The 19,070-nt window shown below is 69.7% G+C and carries 14 protein-coding genes, 1 rRNA gene and 1 riboswitch; of the genes, 13 read left to right on the top strand and 2 right to left on the bottom strand.

Annotated elements, in window-relative coordinates; translation table 11 throughout:
- The 11 genes from rrf to ACIQAC_RS33895 all read left to right on the top strand — a co-directional run.
- Window positions 1-95, top strand: a 5S ribosomal RNA gene (rrf, locus tag ACIQAC_RS33945); the annotation flags it as partial.
- A 108-nt stretch (window positions 96-203) separates the two neighbouring features.
- A complete protein-coding gene (pgsA, locus tag ACIQAC_RS33940; protein WP_402198013.1) occupies window positions 204-812 on the top strand; it encodes a CDP-diacylglycerol--glycerol-3-phosphate 3-phosphatidyltransferase in 609 nt (202 codons plus the stop codon).
- Window positions 813-928: 116 nt separating this feature from the next.
- Window positions 929-3,424, top strand: coding sequence for a sugar phosphate nucleotidyltransferase (locus tag ACIQAC_RS33935; RefSeq protein ID WP_402198011.1), 2,496 nt, complete (start codon window positions 929-931; stop codon window positions 3,422-3,424).
- A gap of 107 nt (window positions 3,425-3,531) precedes the next feature.
- Window positions 3,532-4,449 carry a DUF881 domain-containing protein gene (locus ACIQAC_RS33930; protein ID WP_402198009.1) on the top strand — a complete coding sequence of 306 codons (918 nt, stop codon included), beginning with the start codon at window positions 3,532-3,534 and terminating at the stop codon, window positions 4,447-4,449.
- Window positions 4,446-4,778, top strand: a complete 333-nt coding sequence (locus tag ACIQAC_RS33925; protein ID WP_003988855.1) for a small basic family protein — start codon at window positions 4,446-4,448, stop codon at window positions 4,776-4,778. Before ACIQAC_RS33930 ends, ACIQAC_RS33925 begins: the two co-directional genes overlap by 4 nt.
- 5 nt (window positions 4,779-4,783) lie before the next feature.
- Window positions 4,784-5,653, top strand: a complete 870-nt coding sequence (locus ACIQAC_RS33920) for a DUF881 domain-containing protein (protein WP_402198006.1) — start codon at window positions 4,784-4,786, stop codon at window positions 5,651-5,653.
- 61 nt (window positions 5,654-5,714) lie between these two features.
- Complete coding sequence (locus tag ACIQAC_RS33915; protein ID WP_402198003.1) at window positions 5,715-6,650, top strand: FHA domain-containing protein; 936 nt, start codon at window positions 5,715-5,717, stop codon at window positions 6,648-6,650.
- A gap of 37 nt (window positions 6,651-6,687) precedes the next feature.
- Window positions 6,688-7,425 (top strand): MerR family transcriptional regulator, encoded by a 738-nt coding sequence (locus ACIQAC_RS33910; RefSeq protein ID WP_402198000.1) that lies wholly within the window; start codon window positions 6,688-6,690, stop codon window positions 7,423-7,425.
- Between the two features lie 91 nt (window positions 7,426-7,516).
- Window positions 7,517-7,990 carry a bifunctional nuclease family protein gene (locus ACIQAC_RS33905; protein ID WP_004002801.1) on the top strand — a complete coding sequence of 158 codons (474 nt, stop codon included), beginning with the start codon at window positions 7,517-7,519 and terminating at the stop codon, window positions 7,988-7,990.
- 249 nt (window positions 7,991-8,239) lie between these two features.
- The gene (locus ACIQAC_RS33900; protein ID WP_402197998.1) at window positions 8,240-8,884 is read left to right on the top strand and encodes a MerR family transcriptional regulator; all 645 of its coding nucleotides are present in this window, start codon (window positions 8,240-8,242) and stop codon (window positions 8,882-8,884) included.
- Window positions 8,885-8,939: 55 nt separating this feature from the next.
- Window positions 8,940-10,334, top strand: coding sequence for a DNA polymerase IV (locus tag ACIQAC_RS33895; RefSeq protein ID WP_402197995.1), 1,395 nt, complete (start codon window positions 8,940-8,942; stop codon window positions 10,332-10,334).
- Window positions 10,335-10,343: 9 nt separating this feature from the next.
- On the opposite strand, the gene ACIQAC_RS33890 is transcribed toward ACIQAC_RS33895, so the two are convergent.
- The gene (locus ACIQAC_RS33890; RefSeq protein WP_402197994.1) at window positions 10,344-10,715 is read right to left on the bottom strand and encodes a PRC-barrel domain-containing protein; all 372 of its coding nucleotides are present in this window, start codon (window positions 10,713-10,715) and stop codon (window positions 10,344-10,346) included.
- A gap of 114 nt (window positions 10,716-10,829) precedes the next feature.
- Window positions 10,830-10,925, top strand: a riboswitch (glycine riboswitch).
- 167 nt (window positions 10,926-11,092) lie between these two features.
- On the opposite strand from ACIQAC_RS33890, the gene gcvP reads away from it, so the two are divergent.
- Window positions 11,093-13,984, top strand: coding sequence for an aminomethyl-transferring glycine dehydrogenase (gcvP, locus tag ACIQAC_RS33885; RefSeq protein WP_402197993.1), 2,892 nt, complete (start codon window positions 11,093-11,095; stop codon window positions 13,982-13,984).
- Window positions 13,985-14,054: 70 nt separating this feature from the next.
- Here the strand turns inward: gcvP and ACIQAC_RS33880 are convergent, their stop codons facing one another.
- A complete protein-coding gene (locus tag ACIQAC_RS33880; RefSeq protein WP_402197991.1) occupies window positions 14,055-16,007 on the bottom strand; it encodes an amino acid transporter in 1,953 nt (650 codons plus the stop codon).
- Window positions 16,008-16,531: 524 nt separating this feature from the next.
- Here ACIQAC_RS33880 and ACIQAC_RS33875 point away from each other — a divergent pair.
- Window positions 16,532-19,030, top strand: coding sequence for an ATP-binding protein (locus tag ACIQAC_RS33875; protein ID WP_402197990.1), 2,499 nt, complete (start codon window positions 16,532-16,534; stop codon window positions 19,028-19,030).
- The last annotated feature ends 40 nt before the right edge of the window (window positions 19,031-19,070 follow it).

Below are 19,070 nucleotides of genomic sequence, written 5' to 3'. Positions count from 1 at the left end.
AAACGCCCGGTTACATTCCGAACCCGGAAGCTAAGCCTTACAGCGCCGATGGTACTGCAGGGGGGACCCTGTGGGAGAGTAGGACGCCGCCGAACTATCTTTAGAGCGCTGGCTCTTGGGCACATGCCCAAGAGCCAGCGCTTTTTTGCGTTGAGGTAGGGTCGGGGAGCATCGTTGATTCTTTTCCCACAGGAGGCCCCCGGGTGGAGGTCCAGGAGACTCGCGTCCAGACGGATCGGGTCCTCACCATCCCCAACATCCTCAGCATGGCGCGTCTCCTTGGCGTGCCGCTCTTCCTGTGGCTGATCCTCAGGCCCGAGTTCGGCGGTCCGAAGAGTGACGGCTGGGCGCTGTTGGTGCTGCTCCTGAGCGGGATCAGCGACTACCTGGACGGCAAGCTGGCCCGTCGGTGGAACCAGATCAGCAACCTGGGCCGGCTTCTCGACCCGGCCGCGGACCGGCTCTACATTCTGTCGACGCTCGTCGGTCTGACCTGGCGTGAGATTCTGCCAATCTGGTTGACCGCCGTACTGCTGGCGCGGGAGCTGGTCCTCCTGGTGATGGTGGGCATCCTCCGCCGGCACGGCTATCCACCTCCCCAGGTGAACTTCCTGGGCAAGGCGGCTACCTTCAACTTGATGTACGCGTTCCCCCTGCTCCTGCTCAGTGACGGAAGTGGATGGATCTCGTCACTCGGTGCTATTTTCGGATGGGCGTTCGCAGGATGGGGTACAACCCTCTATTGGTGGGCAGGAGTGCTCTACGTGGTTCAGGTCCGCCGCCTGGTTCGTGCGGACACCAAGGCCGATTGAGCTCGCCGATAGGTGCGGCCACTGCGGCGCGATGGCCCGCTAGGAAAATACGCGGGACCAACTCGGACGGGTGAAGTCGGCTAGACCGTCGTCTCTTCAAGGAGGACGCTTCCGACATGAAGGCCGTCGTGATGGCCGGTGGCGAAGGCACACGCCTTCGTCCCATGACCTCAAGCATGCCCAAGCCGCTCCTGCCGGTCGCGAACCGGCCGATCATGGAGCATGTGCTGAGGCTGCTCAAAAGGCATGGGCTCAGCGAGACAGTAGTAACCGTCCAGTTCCTGGCATCGCTCGTCAAGAACTACTTCGGTGACGGTGAAGAGCTCGGTATGGAGCTCACGTATGCCAATGAGGAGAAGCCACTCGGTACCGCCGGAAGTGTCAAGAACGCCGAAGAGGCGCTGAAGGACGACACCTTCCTCGTCATCTCGGGTGACGCACTCACCGACTTCGATCTGACCGAGCTGATCAATTTCCACAAGGAGAAGGGTGCGCTCGTCACGGTCTGTCTGACGCGTGTGCCCAATCCGCTGGAATTCGGTATCACCATCGTCGACGAGGAGGGCCGCGTCGAGCGGTTCCTGGAAAAGCCGACGTGGGGGCAGGTCTTCTCCGACACGGTGAACACGGGCATCTATGTCATGGAGCCCGAGGTCTTCGACTATGTCGAGGCCGATGTGCCCGTCGACTGGTCCGGTGATGTCTTCCCGCAGTTGATGAAGGAAGGCAAGCCCATCTTCGGATTCATCGCCGAAGGCTACTGGGAGGATGTCGGCACACACGAGAGCTATGTGAAGGCGCAGGCCGATGTCCTGGAGGGCAAGGTCGACGTCGAGCTCGACGGGTTCGAGATCTCACCCGGAGTGTGGGTGGCCGAGGGCGCGGAGGTGCACCCCGACGCCGTTCTGCGCGGGCCGCTCTATATCGGCGACTACGCGAAGGTCGAGGCCGGTGCGGAGATTCGCGAGCACACGGTGGTCGGCTCGAACGTCGTGGTGAAGACCGGGGCATTTCTGCACAAGGCCGTGGTGCACGACAACGTGTACGTGGGGCAGCACAGCAATCTGCGGGGCTGTGTCGTCGGCAAGAACACGGACATCATGCGGGCCGCCCGGATCGAGGACGGCGCCGTCATCGGAGACGAGTGCCTGATCGGTGAAGAATCGATCGTCCAGGGCAATGTGCGGGTCTATCCGTTCAAGACCATCGAGGCCGGCGCCTTCGTCAACACGTCGGTGATCTGGGAGTCGAGAGGCCAGGCGCATCTCTTCGGCGCCCGTGGTGTCTCCGGGATCCTGAACGTGGAGATCACTCCCGAACTCGCCGTGCGGCTCGCCGGTGCCTATGCGACGACCCTCAAGAAGGGGTCGACCGTCACCACGGCTCGCGACCACTCACGTGGTGCGCGAGCGCTGAAGCGGGCGGTCATCTCCGCGCTCCAGGCCAGCGCCATCGACGTACGTGACCTGGAGAACGTACCGCTGCCCGTGGCGCGGCAGCAGACGGCCCGCGGGAGCGCCGGCGGCATCATGATCCGGACCACGCCCGGGGTGCCGGACTCCGTGGACATCATGTTCTTCGACGGACAGGGCGCCGATCTCTCGCAGGGGAGTCAGCGCAAGCTGGACCGGGTGTTCGCGCGGCAGGAGTACAGGCGTGCGTTCCCCGGTGAGATCGGGGACCTGCACTTCCCCGCGAGCGTCTTTGACTCGTACACGGGTTCGCTGCTGCGCAATGTCGACACCACCGGGATCACCGAGTCCGGACTGAAGGTCGTCGTCGACGCGTCGAACGGCAGTGCCGGGCTGGTGCTGCCGAGCCTGCTGGGCAAGCTCGGGGTGGACGCGCTGACGATCAACCCCGGTCTGGACGAGTCCCGGCCGACGGAGTCCGCGGACGCGCGCAGGTCGGGTCTGGTGCGGCTGGGCGAGATCGCGGCCTCCGCGCGGGCGGCGTTCGGTGTGCGGTTCGACCCCGTGGGCGAGCGGCTGTCGCTGGTCGACGAGAAGGGGCGCATCGTCGAGGACGACCGTGCGCTGCTGGTGATGCTCGACCTGGTGGCCGCCGAGCGGCGGAGCGGGCGTGTGGCGCTGCCGGTGACGACGACCCGTATCGCGGAGCAGGTGGCCGCGTACCACGGGACGCAAGTGGAGTGGACGACCACGTCTCCCGACGATCTGACCCGGGTCGGGCGGGACGAGTCGACGATCTTCGGCGGCGACGGCCGGGGTGGTTTCATCATCCCGGAGTTCAGCAGCGTCTTCGACGCCACGGCGGCCTTCGTACGGCTGATCGGACTGGTCGCGCGGACCCAGCTCACGCTGAGCCAGATCGACGCGCGGATTCCGCGTGCCCACGTCCTCAAGCGGGATCTGGCGACCCCGTGGGCGGTCAAGGGCCTGGTCATGCGCCGGGTCGTCGAGGCGGCCGGAGAGCGCTTCGTGGACACCACCGACGGTGTGCGGGTGGTGGAGACGGACGGGCGCTGGGTGATGGTGCTGCCGGACCCGGCCGAGGCTGTCACCCACCTGTGGGCCGAGGGGCCCGACGACGCCTCCGCGCAGGCCCTGCTCGACGAGTGGTCGGCCGTCGTGGACAGCGCCGGAAGGTAGAACGCGCGGTACGCGTGCGTGCCGGACAAGTGCCCCCAAGGGGGCCTGTCCGGCACGCCGGTGGGGCCATTCGGAGGTAGTGGCCGCGACGTGCGACGATGTGCGGCATGCCGCAGCAGCCCCCCGTTCGGAGCACTCCCGCGCGCGTGGCGCGTCCGGACGCGTCCATGTCGCTGCTCACCAATGTGATGGACCACAGCCTCGACGACGGCTACGCGGAGGCGGCGGACCGGAAGAAGGCCGCCGGTGAAGGGGGCCTGCCGAAGACGCTCCGCGCGAAGCTGGGGCTCGCCGCCGGGCTGGTGCTGGCGGCCCTGGTCGTGACCGTGGGCGCCGCGCAGGCGCGTGTGGCGGCCCCCGTCGTGGCCAAGGAGCGCGAGGAACTGATCGACCGGATCGACCAGGAGACCGACGCGGCGGACGACCTGGAGAACAGTGTCGACGAGCTGCGCGATGACGTGGACGCGCGGCAGCGGGAAGCGCTCAGGGAGAGCGGCGGCGGCGACCGGTCGGACCTGGTGGGCATCCTCGCCGGCGCCGTCGAGGTGCGCGGCCCCGGTGTGAAGCTGGTCGTGAACGACGCGAAGGAAGCCGGCACCGACGGTGAGGCGGATCCGCGCGGAGTGTCCGGGTTCTCCGACACCGGCCGAGTGCGCGACCGGGACATGCAGCGTGTGGTCAACGGCCTCTGGGAGTCGGGCGCCGAGGCCATCACCATCAACGGGCAGCGGCTGACCGCCCTGTCCGCGATCAGGGCCGCGGGCGACGCGATACTGGTCGACAACAAGCCGCTGGTGCCGCCGTACACGGTGCTGGCGGTGGGGAACGGCAAGACCCTGAGCACCAGGTTCCAGAACAGCGCGGACGGGCTATATCTGCATGCCCTTCAAGAGAACTACGGCATCCGTACCGCGATCTCCGTGGAGGACGACCTCCTCCTGCCGGCCGCCCCGAGTGTGATCGTGCGCACAGCACAGCCGACAACTGAGACAGCACAACCGCAAAACGAGAAGGGCACATCGTGATCGCCGTACTGGGCCTCGTCGTGGGAGTCGTGGCCGGACTGTTGGTCCGGCCCGAGGTTCCGGCGGTCGTCGAGCCTTACCTGCCGATCGCCGTGGTCGCGGCGCTCGACGCCGTCTTCGGTGGTCTGCGGGCCATGCTCGACGGCATCTTCGACGACAAGGTCTTCGTCGTGTCGTTCCTGTCCAACGTGGTCGTCGCCGCGCTGATCGTGTTCCTGGGCGACAAGTTGGGCGTCGGCGCCCAGCTGTCCACCGGTGTGGTGGTCGTGCTCGGTATCCGCATCTTCTCCAACGCGGCCGCGATCCGCCGGCACGTTTTCCGGGCGTGAGGCCGATGAGCAACCAGGACGAGACCCCAGAGAACCCGCTGCGCAAAGAGCTGCCCGAAGAGGTGCCCGCGGCACCGGAGCCGGCCGTGGCCGCGCCGGGCGGCGCCGGGCCGGAGACCGCGGCCGGCCGGGCCGAGCCCGCCGAACGGTCGCTGACCGGCCGGCAGCGGCTGGCGCAGGGCCTGTGGCCGCCGCGCGTGACCCGTGCCCAACTCATCGTCGCCCTGCTGCTGTTCGGGCTCGGTTTCGGCCTCGCCGTGCAGGTCGCGTCGCACAGTGACGGCGACAGCGCCCTGCGTGGCGCGCGGCAGGAGGATCTCGTACGCATCCTCGATGAACTGGACGACCGTACTGAGCGTCTTGAGGACGAGAAGCAGGGCCTGGAGAAGCAGCGGGACGAGTTGCGCAACAGCTCGAACCAGGCGGCGGAGGCCCGCAAGCAGACGGTCGAGAAGGAGCGGCAACTCGGCATCCTGGCGGGCACGGTGGCGGCCCAGGGGCCCGGCATCACGATGACGATCGACGACTCGAAGGGAACGGTCGAGGCGGACATGCTGCTCGACGCGATCCAGGAACTGCGCGCGGCGGGCGCCGAGGCGATCCAGGTGAACGGCGTGCGGGTGGTCGCGGGCACCTATCTGACGGATTCGGGCAACGGAGTCGGCGTCGACGGGAACAAGATCAACGCGCCGTATCGTTTCAAGGTCATCGGCAAGCCGCAGGACCTCGAACCGGCGCTCAACATCCCAGGAGGCGTGGTGCAGACGCTTGAGAAGGAGCAGGCCACCGTGACCGTCGAGCGGTCGGACAAGATCATTGTGGATGCCTTGCGGCCCGCGAAGCAGCCTGACTACGCTCGGTCGTCGTCGCAGTGAACCGAGGGTGCATGGGGGACGTCCGACGAGGGCATGAGGTTGCGGGGGGTCGGCGCACCGAATGGGTGGTGCGTGGTGGAAACTGTCGGGTGGATACGGACGTTGTGAGGGTGTCCGGGTCAGCCAGAGTGTGCAATCAGGGTTCGTCCTGCCCCACGGGCGGGTCTGTTTCGGTCAAGGGGAATCGCCCGTGAAGTTGTTTGCGAAGTTGTTCGGCAAGAGCGCGCGAGAGGGCGGCGAGAACGCGACGGCACGTCATCGCGCGCAGCCCGACGCGGAAGGCCAGCGGCCCCTGTACCGGGACCAGGTGGGTGGTCAGGGCGCGCCGTCGGTTGACCCTGCCCAGGCAGGCGGCATAGGTTTCGGGCAACCGTCACCCTCAAGTACGGGTGGAGAGTTTTCCGCCGGCCCGTACGCGTCCAATGCCCCGGCGGGGCAGCCGCGGCAGGAGGATCCGTCCATGTCGGCCCTGGTCTGTACGAGGTGCGGTAACCGCAACGCGGAGAACAGCCGCTTCTGTTCCAACTGTGGCGCCCCGCTGCGCCCCGGAGCCGTGCCCGAGCGGCCGTCGGAGACGACGTCCACGATCTCGATCAGCGGTCTCGAGGCCTACGACGCCGAGGTCACCGGTCAGACCCAGATGCCCACCCTCTCGCCGGAGGCGCAGGCAGCCGTCGACGCGCTGCCGCTGGGCTCCGCGCTCCTGGTGGTGCGCCGTGGGCCGAACTCCGGCAGCCGCTTCCTGCTGGACAGCGACCTGACCACGGCCGGCCGTCACCCGCAGAGCGACATCTTCCTGGACGACGTGACGGTCTCGCGCCGCCACGTGGAGTTCCGGCGTGGCCCCGACGGTTCGTTCACGGTGGCCGACGTGGGCAGTCTGAACGGCACGTACGTCAACCGGGAGCGGATCGACCAGGTCGCTCTGTCCAACGGCGACGAGGTGCAGATCGGTAAGTACCGGCTGGTCTTCTATGCGAGCCGGCAGGGCATCTGACGTCACCGGACCTGTCCGGAGGACCCAGGGAAGGTCCATGCTGCATTCACCGAGCGGCGGTACCGGCCACGGCACCGCCGCCACGGACCGTGGCCTGATGAGCATCGGCACGGTGCTGAACGTGCTGCGCGAGGAATTCCCCGAGGTCACCATCTCCAAGATCCGTTTCCTGGAGTCCGAGGGGCTGATCGAGCCCCAGCGGACTCCTTCGGGGTATCGCAAGTTCAGCGCCGGCGATGTCGAGCGGCTCGGTCATGTGCTGCGGATGCAGCGGGACCACTATCTGCCGCTCAAGGTGATCCGTGAGCATCTCGCGGCGATCGAGCGGGGCGAGGACACACGGCTGCCGGTGCTGGGCCGTCCGCGTGACGGCGAAGGCGACGCGGAGCCGTCCGACGCGCCCACGGCGGTGCGGATCGGCAGGGCGGAGCTGCTGGCCGCCGCCGGGATCGATGAACAGCAGCTCGCCGAGTGGGAGTCGTACGGGCTGATCGCCCCGGTCGACGAGGGTGTGTACGACGCGGAGGCGGCCACCGTGGCCGAGCTGGTGATCGAGCTGGGCCGGTTCGGCATCGAGCCACGCCATCTACGGGCGGTGAAGGCCGCCGCCGACCGTGAGGCCGGGCTCGTGGACCAGGTGGTGGCCCCGCTCAGACGCCACCGCAATCCGCAGACCAGGGCGCACGCCGAGGCACGTACGAAGGAACTCGCGGGCCTCGCCGTGAAGCTGCACGCGGCGCTGGTGCAGTCCGCCCTCGGAGTCCGGCTGCCCTGAGGGGCCACGCGTTCTGCCTGGGCGTGGCCGGATCGGGACCCGTACCCGTCCCGACTACCCAAACATCCCGGGCACGGCCTAGGGTTGCTGTGTGAACGAGCTCGATGTCGTAGGTGTCCGGGTCGAAATGCCCTCCAACCAACCGATCGTGCTCCTGCGCGAAGTGGGAGGCGACCGCTACCTCCCCATCTGGATCGGACCGGGGGAGGCGACGGCGATCGCCTTCGCCCAGCAGGGCATGGCACCCGCACGACCGCTGACCCACGACCTGTTCAAGGACGTGCTGGAGGCCGTCGGCCAGGAGCTCACCGAAGTGCGCATCACGGATCTGCGTGAGGGCGTCTTCTACGCCGAGCTGGTGTTCGCCAGCGGGGTCGAGGTGAGCGCCCGCCCGTCGGATGCCATAGCGCTGGCCCTGCGCACCGGAACGCCGATCTACGGCAGTGACGGTGTGCTCGACGACGCGGGCATCGCGATCCCGGACGAGCAGGAGGACGAGGTGGAGAAGTTCCGCGAGTTCCTCGACCAGATCTCGCCCGAGGACTTCGGTACCAGCAGCCAGTGAGGCGCGAACGGCCCGGCGGACACGATGTGTGCGCCGGGCCCGTGCTGCTTCACGCCCCGGCAATTGCCAGCGGCGAGTGAGAGCGTCCTGCGACGCCCCGCCAGCGCATTCGGCTAGCCTTTCCCCGCGGTGGGGCACGGGAAACCACTCTCAGGGTGATTATCACTCGGCGTGCCGAGTGTGGCGATCGTTGACGCACCCTCGGTGACTGCCTACCGTCGAGAAGGCAGGTCAAGGACGGAGGTCGGCGTGAGAAGCAGCGGCGACGGTACGGCTGGGGGTGCCCCCGGGCGCAGTCTCGGGGAGAGCGGTCCGTACCCGCTTCATGGCAGCACGACCGATCACGCTCCGCAGCGACCGGCGGCCGTGCCCAGCAGTGGAGGGGCGACGTCCATGACGTCCGAGGAGATCGGCTATCGCGGCCCCACGGCCTGCGCGGCCGCCGGTATCACCTACCGGCAACTGGACTACTGGGCGCGCACCGGGCTGGTCGAGCCGAGCGTGCGGCCCGCTCACGGGTCGGGGACGCAGCGGCTGTACAGCTTCCGGGACGTCGTCGTCCTGAAGATCGTCAAGCGTTTCCTGGACGCCGGCGTGTCGCTCCAGAACATCCGCACCACGGTCCTGCACCTGCGCGAGCAGGGTTTCCGTGATCTGGAGCGCATGACGCTGATGAGCGACGGCGCCACGGTCTACGAGTGCACCTCGCCGGACGAGGTGCACGCGCTGCTCCAGGGCGGGCAGGGGGTCTTCGGGATCGCCGTCGGCGTGGTGTGGCGGGATGTGGAGAACGCCCTGTCCCAGCTGCACGGCGAGCGGGTCGACACCGGGGAGACGCTCGTCGGGCACAATCCGGCGGACGAGCTGGCGCGGCGGCGCAACCGGGCGGTCTGAGCCCCGCCTCGTGGCGGCGGGGGCATTGTCAGTGGCGTAGGGCAGCATCGGAGATGTGCGAACCACGCCCACGATCCTGCACCTCGACATGGATGCCTTCTTCGCCTCGGTGGAGCAGGCGTCCAAGCCGAGCCTGCGCGGGAAGCCCGTGATCGTGGGCGGACTGGGCCCGCGCGGAGTGGTGTCGACGTGCTCCTACGAGGCCCGGGTGTTCGGGGTGCACTCGGCGATGCCGATGGCGCAGGCCCGCCGGCTGGCACCGAATGCCGCGTATCTGGTCCCGCGCTTCGGTCTGTACCGCTCGATCAGCGAGCAGGTGATGGCGTTGCTGCGGGCGCTGTCGCCGCTGGTGGAGCCGTTGAGCCTGGACGAGGCGTTTGTGGACCTGGAGGCCGGGGGAGCGGCCTGGGACGCCGACTCGGCCCGGCTGGCGGGCATCAGACTGCGGGCGGACATACGGGCGGTGACGGGGCTCACCGGTTCGGTGGGGCTCGCCGCGTCGAAGATGCTCGCGAAGATCGCCTCCGAGCAGGCCAAGCCCGACGGTCTGGTGCAGATCGAGCCCGGCACCGAGCGGGCGCTGCTCGGCCCGATGCCGGTGCGCACCCTGCCCGGCGTGGGCCCGGCGACGGGCGACCATCTGCGACGGGCCGGGATCATCACGGTCGACGAGATCGCGGAGGCCGGCGAGGACGAGCTGGTAAGGCTGCTGGGCAAGGCCCACGGGCACGCGCTGTACGCGATGGCGCTCGCCCACGACGACCGGCCCGTGGTCGCCGAGCGGGAGACGAAGTCGGTGTCCGTCGAGGACACCTACGACGTGGACATCCACGACCGGATCCGGGTGGAGCTGGAGGTGCAGCGGCTGGCCGACCGGTGTGTGCGGCGGCTGCGCGGGGCCGGGCTGTCGGGTCGCACGATCGTTTTGAAGGTGCGGCGGTACGACTTCTCGACGCTGACCCGGTCCGAGACGCTGCGGGGGCCCACGGACGATCCCGGGGTGGTGCGGGAGGCCGCCGCCCGGCTGCTGGACTCCGTGGACACCACGGGCGGGGTGCGGCTGCTCGGGGTGGGGGTGAGCGGACTGGCCGACTTCACTCAGGAGGACCTCTTCGCGCAGGCGGCGGGCGAGGTGGCGATCGCCGCCGAGGAGGAGCCGGGCGACGAGGGGGAGCATCCGGAGCCCGAGCAGCCCGTGGAGCGGCGCTGGGCGGCGGGGATCGATGTGCGGCACACCGAGCACGGGCACGGGTGGGTGCAGGGCAGCGGGGTCGGCCGGGTCACCGTCCGGTTCGAGACACCGCAGTCGGAGCTGCCGGGGCGGGTGCGGACGTTCCGGACCGACGACCCGGATCTGGAGCCGGTGGAACCACTGCCGTTGGTGGAGCGAAGACCCGGTGACGAGGAGACCCTGGGCGACGGGGCCGGGCACCGGACTCCGGCGGGCTGAGTTCCGCGCTCAGTTGTCGTCCTGGCCCGCCAGGCGGCCGAAGTCGTGGTCCGGCAGCGGGGGCGGGGCGGCGACGTCGAGGCCGTAGTGGTGGTAGAGCTGGAGTTCCTGCTCGGGGGAGAGATGGCGGCCGACGCCGAAGTCGGGAGCGTCCTTGATCAGGGAGCGGTCGAAGGGGACGTGCAGGGTGCCCTCGATCAACTCGCTGGGCTCCAGGGGCACAAAGGCGTCTCTGCTGAACAGGCCGGTCCGTATCGCGGCCCACTCCGGCACACCGGTCGCGTCGTCGAGGTAGACCTCGTCGATCGTGCCGATCTTGGTGCCGTTGCGGTCGAACGCCTTGCGGCCGATCAGGTTGCGCGGATCGATTTCGGTCTGCACGGTCCCTCCACGTGGTCGCAACTCATCCGTAAGCACTACGAAAGAGCACATTGGGGAAGGTGGCCACTCGAAGGCCCTTGGCCGAGAGGCGCTGGTACCCTGGCAAACGGCTGCTGACCCCGTGCGGGAGAGTCCTCCGGAGACCACCGGAGGCGCCGAAGGAGCAAATCCTCCCCGGAATCTCTCAGGCCCACGTACCGCACGGACGAGGTCACTCTGGAAAGCAGAGCGGGTGCCCGCGGCACCCACTCTCACCGACGGTGAAAGCCGGACCCCGGTCCGGTGAAGCTCTCAGGTCGAGATGACAGAGGGGGAGGCCTCGGGACACCGCGCCGTGGTGCCCCTCGCAGGTCGCGTCAGACCAGGAGGCCTCCGCAATGACCGCCCATCGCATTCCGCTCACCGAGCTCGAAGCGGGCATCCCCTTCGAGCAGCGCCACATCGGGCCCGACCAGGAGGCGCGGGCCAAGATGCTCGCGCAGGTCGGCTACGGCTCCCTCGACGAGCTGACGGCCACGGCGGTCCCGGATGTGATCAAGAACGCCGACGCGCTCGACCTGCCGGGTGCGCGCACCGAGGCCGAGGTGCTGGCCGAGCTGCGGTCGCTGGCCGACCGGAACCACGTCCTCGGCTCGATGATCGGGCTCGGGTACTACGGGACCTTCACCCCGCCCGTGATCCTGCGGAACGTCATGGAGAACCCGGCCTGGTACACGGCGTACACGCCCTACCAGCCGGAGATCTCGCAGGGGCGCCTGGAGGCGCTGCTGAACTTCCAGACCATGGTCGCCGACCTGACCGGCCTGCCGACCTCCGGCGCCTCGCTGCTCGACGAGGGCACGGCGGCCGCCGAGGCCATGGCGCTGTCGCGGCGGATGGGCAAGAACAAGAAGGGCCTCTACCTGGTCGACGCGGACGCGCTGCCGCAGACCGTGGCCGTGATCCGGACCCGTGCCGAGCCGACCGGTGTCGAGGTCGTCGTCGCCGACCTGGGCGACGGCATCCCCGCCGAGGTCGCCGGACGTGAGATCAACGGCGTGCTGATCCAGTACCCGGGCGCCTCCGGAGCCGTACGCGACATCAAGCCCGTTGTGGACCAGGCGCACGAGCTGGGCGCGCTGGTCACCGTCGCCGCCGATCTGCTGGCGCTGACGCTGCTGAGGTCGCCCGGCGAGCTGGGGGCCGACATCGCGATCGGTACGACCCAGCGGTTCGGTGTGCCGATGGGCTTCGGCGGGCCGCACGCCGGATACATGGCGGTGCACGAGAAGTTCGCGCGCAGCCTGCCGGGCCGGCTCGTGGGCGTCTCCGTCGACGCCGACGGGAACCGTGCCTACCGGCTCGCGCTTCAGACGCGTGAGCAGCACATCCGCCGCGAGAAGGCGACCAGCAACATCTGCACCGCGCAGGTGCTGCTCGCCGTGATGGCCGGTATGTACGCCGTCTACCACGGCCCCGACGGGCTGCGCGGCATCGCCCGCCGCACCCACCGCTACGCCACGATCCTCGCCGCCGGGCTGGCCGCGGGCGGAGTCGAGATCGTGCACGGCTCCTACTTCGACACCGTCACCGCGCGGGTGCCCGGACGGGCCGGTGAGATCGTCGCCGCCGCCCGCGAGAACGGGGTCAACCTCCGGCTCGTCGACGCCGACCACCTCTCGCTCGCCTGCGACGAGACCACAAACCGGGCCCAACTGGCCGCCGTATGGGCCGCGTTCGGTGTCAATGCCGACGCCGACATCGAGGCGCTCGACGCGGACACCGGGGACGCCGTGCCGGCCGGGCTGCTGCGCGACGACGAGTACCTCACCCACCCGGTCTTCCACCAGCACCGCTCCGAGACCGCGATGCTGCGTTACCTGCGCAGGCTCGCCGACCGGGACTACGCGCTGGACCGCGGCATGATCCCGCTCGGCTCCTGCACGATGAAGCTCAACGCGACGACCGAGATGGAGCCGGTCACCTGGCCGGAGTTCGGGCAGCTGCACCCCTTCGCGCCCGCCGAGCAGGCGGAGGGCTACCTCACGCTCATCCGTGAGCTGGAGGAACGTCTCGCCGAGGTCACCGGCTACGACAACGTCTCGCTCCAGCCGAACGCCGGTTCGCAGGGCGAGCTGGCCGGGCTGCTGGCCGTACGCGGCTACCACCGGGCCAACGGTGACGAGCAGCGGACCGTGTGTCTGATTCCGTCGTCCGCGCACGGCACCAACGCCGCGAGCGCCGTGATGGCCGGTATGAAGGTCGTCGTCGTGAAGACCTCCGACGACGGCGAGATCGACGTCGAGGATCTGCGGGCGAAGATCGAGCAGCACCGGGACCAGCTGTCCGTGCTGATGATCACGTATCCGTCGACACACGGTGTGTTCGAGGAGCACGTCGCCGACATCTGCGCGCAGGTACACGAGGCCGGCGGTCAGGTCTACGTCGACGGAGCCAACCTCAACGCCCTGGTGGGGCTCGCCAAGCCGGGCCACTTCGGCGGTGACGTCTCGCACCTCAACCTGCACAAGACGTTCTGCATCCCGCACGGCGGCGGCGGTCCGGGCGTCGGTCCGGTGGGCGTACGGTCGCACCTCGCGCCCTACCTGCCCAACCACCCGCTCCAGCCCGCTGCCGGTCCCGAGACCGGTGTCGGCCCCATCTCGGCCGCCCCGTGGGGTTCGGCGGGCATTCTGCCGATCTCGTGGGCGTACGTCCGGCTGATGGGCGGCGAGGGGCTCAAGCGGGCCACGCAGGTGGCCGTGCTGTCCGCCAACTACATCGCCAAGCGGCTCGAACCGCACTACCCGGTGCTCTACACCGGCCCCGGCGGACTGGTCGCGCACGAGTGCATCATCGATCTGCGGCCGCTCACCAAGGCGACCGGCGTCACCGTCGACGACGTCGCCAAGCGGCTCATCGACTACGGCTTCCACGCGCCGACGATGTCCTTCCCGGTCGCGGGCACGCTGATGATCGAGCCCACCGAGTCCGAGGACCTGATCGAACTCGACCGGTTCTGCGAGGCGATGATCGCGATCCGTGCGGAGATCGAGAAGGTCGGCGCGGGCGAGTGGCCGGCCGACGACAACCCGCTGCACAACGCGCCGCACACCGCCGCCGCGCTGGGCGGTGCGTGGGAGCACGCGTACACGCGCGAGGAGGCCGTGTTCCCCGGCGACGTCTCCGCCGCCGACAAGTACTGGCCGCCGGTCCGCCGTATCGACCAGGCCTTCGGCGACCGCAACCTGGTGTGCTCCTGCCCGCCGCTGGACGCGTACGAGGACTGAGCGGTTTCCACGGTGGTCATGTGGGCTCCGCGTCCTGGGACGCGGGGCCCTCGGGCTGTACGGGGGTGGGTCAGCCGGTGTGGACGCGGGGGCGGCGGTCGCGGTCCGGTTCCGCCTCGCGCAGTACCTCCCGGGTGACCGGGGCTACCTCGCCCTGGCCGAAGAGGAAGAAGCGCAGGAAGTTGGCGAACGGGTTTCCCTCGGTCCACTCGAAGTAGATGTGCGGTATGCAGTTCGTCGTGTCGCGGACGTGCAGCAGCAGGGCGGCCAGCGCGTTCGGTACGGAGGACGACTCCAGGGTCAGTACGCGGTAGCGCTTGTGCAGCACCTCGCCCCGGACCGTCAGGCCGGCCTCGAACTCGGACGGGTCGGTGACCGTCACCTCGACGAAGACGAAGTCCTCCGACCCCGGCACGTCGTTGTCCTGCCGGATCTGCTCGATCTTCTCGCGGTACTCGGCGGCGTCCCGGTTGTCGGGCTCGTTGGCGATGAACCGGATCCTGCGGCTGGCGATGTCCCGGACGAAGCGCTCCGCCATCGGGTCGAGCGTCAGGCTGGTCACGCGCAGCTCGAAGGCGCGGGCCAGCCGGGACAGCAGGGAGAGCAGGATGATGCCGGCGATGAAACAGGCGCCGATCTTCACACCGTCGGGGCGCTCGATGACGTTGACGACGGTCGTGTAGAGGAAGACCGCCGAGATCACCGCGAAGCCGATGAACCAGTTGCGCTGGCCGGCCTTGCGGGCGGCGATGGTGACAGCGATCGCGGCCGAGCTGATCAGCACCAGGACACCGGTGGCGTAGGCGCCGCCCTGGGCGTCCACGTCGGCGTCGAAGATCCAGGTCACCAGGAACGCGATCAGGGTGAAGACGATGACCATCGGGCGCACCGCGCGCGCCCAGTGCGGGGCCATGCCGTAGCGGGGCAGATAGCGCGGCATCAGGTTGAGCAGGCCCGCCATCGCGGAGGCGCCGGCGAACCAGAGGATGGCGATGGTGGAGACGTCGTAGACCGTGCCGAAGGCGCTGCCGAGGTATTCGTGCGCCAGGAAGGCGAGGGCGCGTCCGTTGGCCTGGCCGCCCTCCTCGAACTCCCGCTCCGGGATCAGCAGGGTGGTGATGAAGCTGGTGGTGATCAGGAAGCCGCTCATGATCAGGGCGGCCGTGGTGAGCAGCTTCTTGGTGTCCCTGATCCGGCCCGCGGGCCGCTCCTCGGTGTCGCCGGGGTCACCCTTGACGTGGGGCATCACCGCGACGCCGGTCTCGAAGCCGGAGAGGCCGAGGGCGAGTTTCGGGAAGACGATCAGGGCGACCCCGATCATCACGAAGACGTTGCCGTGTTCGGCGGTGAGCGCGCCGGTCCAGTCGGTGATCACATGGCCCTCGGTGGCGACGTGCCACAGGCCCGAGATCACCACGACCACGTTGAGGGCGAGATACAGGCCGACGAGCGCGAAGGCGACGCCGATCGCCTCCAGGAAGCCCTTCAGGAACACCGCGCCGAGCAGCGCGACGAGGATCAGGGTGATCAGCAGCTGCTTGTCGTGCAGGGCGCTGTTGAGATGCGGGTTCTCGACGAGGTGGGTCGAGGCGTCGGCCGCGGACAGCGTGATGGTGATCAGGAAGTCCGTCGCGGCGAAGCCCAGCAGGGTCAGGACGAACAGCTTGCCCTTCCAGAACGACAGCAGCCGTTCCAGCATCGCGATCGAGCCCTGTCCGTGCGGGCTCTCCTCGGCGACGCGGCGGTAGACGGGCAGGGCGCCCGCGAGTGTGACGACGACCAGGACGATCGTCGCCACCGGGGACAGCAGGCCCGCCGCGAGCGCCGCGATGCCCGGCTGGTAGCCGAGGGTGGAGAAGTAGTCGACGCCGGTCAGGCACATCACGCGGTACCAGGGCTGGCCCTCGCTGGGCTCCGGCTCGGCCTTCGGGTGCTGGGCGGTATGCCCCTTGCCCATGTCCGAGAGGCCTTCCAGCATCCACGTACGCAGGCGCCCGGGAGGTGGGTGCGGGGTGGCGGCCATCGGTGTGCTCCTGATGTGCGGGCGGGGGTCCGGCCGTGGAGGTGCGGGCGGGGTCCGGCCCTTGCGGTGTGGCGGGGTCCGGCCGTTGGCTTGCGGACGGCACCCGGCCAGGGACGCGCGGGCCGGTCGGCCATCACTCGCGGACGGCCGCTTCAGCGTAAGCGGAGAGTGACGCCGGGGCCTACGGATGTGGGGTGCCTGGGCGTCAAACTTCCGTTAAGACCGGCCCGTCGACGGGGGCAGCGCGTCAAGAAGTGAACGTCAGCACCCGCTTTCCCGTCGTTGGGCCGTATGGGGGACGTGGCGCGTGTGGACGGGGGCCGGACACCCAGCGTCATCGCCTCCTTTCGTGCCGGGGTGCCGTGGCAGGCGTCAAGGCGATGTCAAGGTCCCCGTGGGCGGCGCCAAGGAAGCGCTAACGGGCGTGCCGGGCGGCCGGGAACGGGCTTCGGTGAGGGAAGTGCCTCGCCTCCGCGGGGGACACCGAAGAGAGTTGAGCCAGTGAGCGGAGCGCCTCGGCTGCGATGAGTGACGTACGGCCCGGACGACTGAAGGTCTACCTCGGGGCCGCCCCCGGCGTCGGCAAGACCTACCGGATGCTCGACGAGGGGCGGCGGCGCGCCGCCCGCGGGGCGGACGTGGTGGTGGGATACGCGGAGTGCCACGGACGCCCGCACACCGAGCGGATGCTGGACGGCCTGGAGGTGCTGGCGCGGGCGCGGTGCGAGTACCGCGGCGGGGTCCATCCCGAGATGGACGTGGACGCCGTACTGGAACGGCGGCCCGAGGTCGCTCTGGTCGACGAACTGGCGCACACCAACGTCCCCGGTGAGGGACGCAATCCCAAACGGTGGCAGGACGTGGAGCGGCTGCTGGCGGCCGGCATCGACGTCGTCACGGCCGTCGACGTCGAGCACCTGGAGTCCCTCAAGGACGTGGTGGAGAAGATCACCGGTGTGCCGCCGCACGAGACGGTGCCCGACGAGGTCGTGCGCCGGGCCCACCAGATCGAGCTGGTCGACATGGCGCCCGAGGGGCTGCGCCGGCGTATGGCGCACGGGAACATCCACGCGCCGGAGAAGATCGACGCGGCCCTCGCCAACTACTTCCGGCCCGGCAATCTGACCGCGCTCAGGCAGCTCGCACTGCTGTGGGTGGCCGACCGGGTCGACGAGGCGCTCCAGCTGTACCGGGCCGAGCACGCGATCGGCGGGGTGTGGGAGACGCGGGAACGGGTGGTGGTCGCGCTGACCGGCGGCCCTGAGGGGGACACCCTCGTCCGGCGGGCTGCGCGGATCGCCGACCGGTCGGCGGGCGGTGACCTGCTCGCGGTCCATGTCGCCCGCAGCGACAGCCTTGCCGCCGGGGTGTCGCACGCGTCACTGGCCCGGCAGCGACGGCTGGTCGAGGATCTCGGCGGCAGCTACCACTCGGTCGTCGGCGACGACGTGGCCACCGCGCTGGTGGAGTTCGCCCGCGCGGAGAACGCCACCCAGCTCGTCCTCGGCTCCAGCCGGCGCGGGCGTCTTGAGCGGTTCCTGACCGGGCTCGGCACCGGCGAGACGGTCGTCGCGCTCTCCGGCGACATCGACGTCCACCGGGTCACCCACGAGCGCGCCGGACGCGGCACCCTGCTGCCGTCGCGGCGCCGCACTCTGTCGACGGCCCGGCTGATCGCGGGGCCGGTCGCCGGACTGGTCCTGCCGGTGCTGCTGACGGCCGGCCTCGCGCAGGTGCGCGACCAGGTGAACCTGACCAGCGACGCGCTGCTGTACCTACTGACCGTGGTGGGTGTGGCCTGCATAGGCGGAGTCGTCTCGGCGGTGATCGCGTCGATCACGGCGTCCCTGTTGCTGAACTACTGGTTCATCCCGCCGATCGGGCACTTCACCCTGGACGATCCCAACGCGTGGCTGGCCCATGTGGTGTTCGCCGTGGTGGCGGCGGTCGTCGCCGGCGTCGTGGACCGCTCGCTGCGGCTGTCGCGCCGGTCCGCCAGGGCCACCGCCGAGGCGGAGACCATGTCCTCGCTCGCGGGCAGCATCGTGCGCGGCGGGCAGACCATACCGGCGCTCCTTGAACGGACCCGGGAGACCTTCGGGATGTCGTCCGCGGAACTGGTGGACCAGCCACCCGACGGCGACGGCGTCACGGTCGTCCCGGCGGGTCCGGGCGCCTGGCTGGCGCTGAGCGGCCGCACCCTGTCCTCGTCCGAGCGGCGGGTCCTCGCCGCCTTCGCCGCGCATGTCGGCTCGGCCGTGGAGCGGGCGCGGCTCGCCGAGGCGGCGGCGGAGGTCGAGCCGGTGAAGGCCGCCGACCGGATGCGTACGGCGCTGCTGCGGGCCGTCGGGCACGACCTGCGCACCCCGCTCGCGGCCGGCTGGGCCGCGGTCACCTCCCTGCGCAGCCGGGACGTCGCGTTCTCCGAGGAGGACCGCGACGAACTCCTCGCCACCGCCGACGAGTCCATGGCCCGGCTGAACCGGCTGGTGGAGAACCTGCTCGACCTCAGCCGCCTGGAGGCGGGCGTCCTCAAGCTCAACCTCCGGGCCACCGCCCTCGAAGAGGTGCTGCCCGCGGCCCTGGTCGACACGCCCGACGTCGAGACGGGGGACCTGGAGGGGGTTCCCGCGGTGCTCGCCGATCCGCCGCTGCTGGAACGTGTGCTCGCCAACCTGGTCGCCAACGCCGCCCGGCACAACCCGTCCGACTCCAGGGTCCTGGTCACCGCGAGTGTCCTGGCGGGGCGTGTCGAGGTGCGGGTCGTGGACCGCGGCCCCGGACTGCCGCAGTCCGGACGCGAACGCCTCTTCGAGCCCTTCCAGCGGCTCGGCGACAACGACAACACCCGGGGCCTTGGGCTGGGTCTCGCCCTGGCCCGCGGCCTCACCGAGGCGATGAGCGGCACCCTCGCTCCCGAGGACACGCCGGGGGGCGGGCTGACGATGGTGGTGTCCTTGCCGCTCGCGGAGACCCACACCCCGGCGGGGCGCTCCGCGGGGGTGGCGGGGGGTGCGGTTTGAGGGGCGCGGTTGGTTGTGTTGGCGCGGCGGCGCCGGATTA

Origin of the sequence: Streptomyces sp. NPDC088387 (genome assembly GCF_044753385.1) — a bacterium.
In the GTDB taxonomy this organism is placed as follows: Bacteria; Actinomycetota; Actinomycetes; order Streptomycetales; family Streptomycetaceae; genus Streptomyces.
This window is presented reverse-complemented; position numbering and strand designations above follow the sequence as displayed.

Excerpts from the sequence above, each read along its gene's own strand:
- ACIQAC_RS33875 (WP_402197990.1), top strand. The coding sequence starts at position 16,532 with ATGAGTGACGTACGGCCCGGACGACTGAAGGTCTACCTCGGGGCCGCC.
- ACIQAC_RS33935 (WP_402198011.1), top strand. The coding sequence starts at position 929 with ATGAAGGCCGTCGTGATGGCCGGTGGCGAAGGCACACGCCTTCGTCCC.
- ACIQAC_RS33930 (WP_402198009.1), top strand. The coding sequence starts at position 3,532 with ATGCCGCAGCAGCCCCCCGTTCGGAGCACTCCCGCGCGCGTGGCGCGT.
- ACIQAC_RS33880 (WP_402197991.1), bottom strand. The coding sequence starts at position 16,007 with ATGGCCGCCACCCCGCACCCACCTCCCGGGCGCCTGCGTACGTGGATG.
- ACIQAC_RS33910 (WP_402198000.1), top strand. The coding sequence starts at position 6,688 with ATGCTGCATTCACCGAGCGGCGGTACCGGCCACGGCACCGCCGCCACG.
- ACIQAC_RS33915 (WP_402198003.1), top strand. The coding sequence starts at position 5,715 with ATGGGTGGTGCGTGGTGGAAACTGTCGGGTGGATACGGACGTTGTGAG.
- ACIQAC_RS33920 (WP_402198006.1), top strand. The coding sequence starts at position 4,784 with ATGAGCAACCAGGACGAGACCCCAGAGAACCCGCTGCGCAAAGAGCTG.
- gcvP (WP_402197993.1), top strand. The coding sequence starts at position 11,093 with ATGACCGCCCATCGCATTCCGCTCACCGAGCTCGAAGCGGGCATCCCC.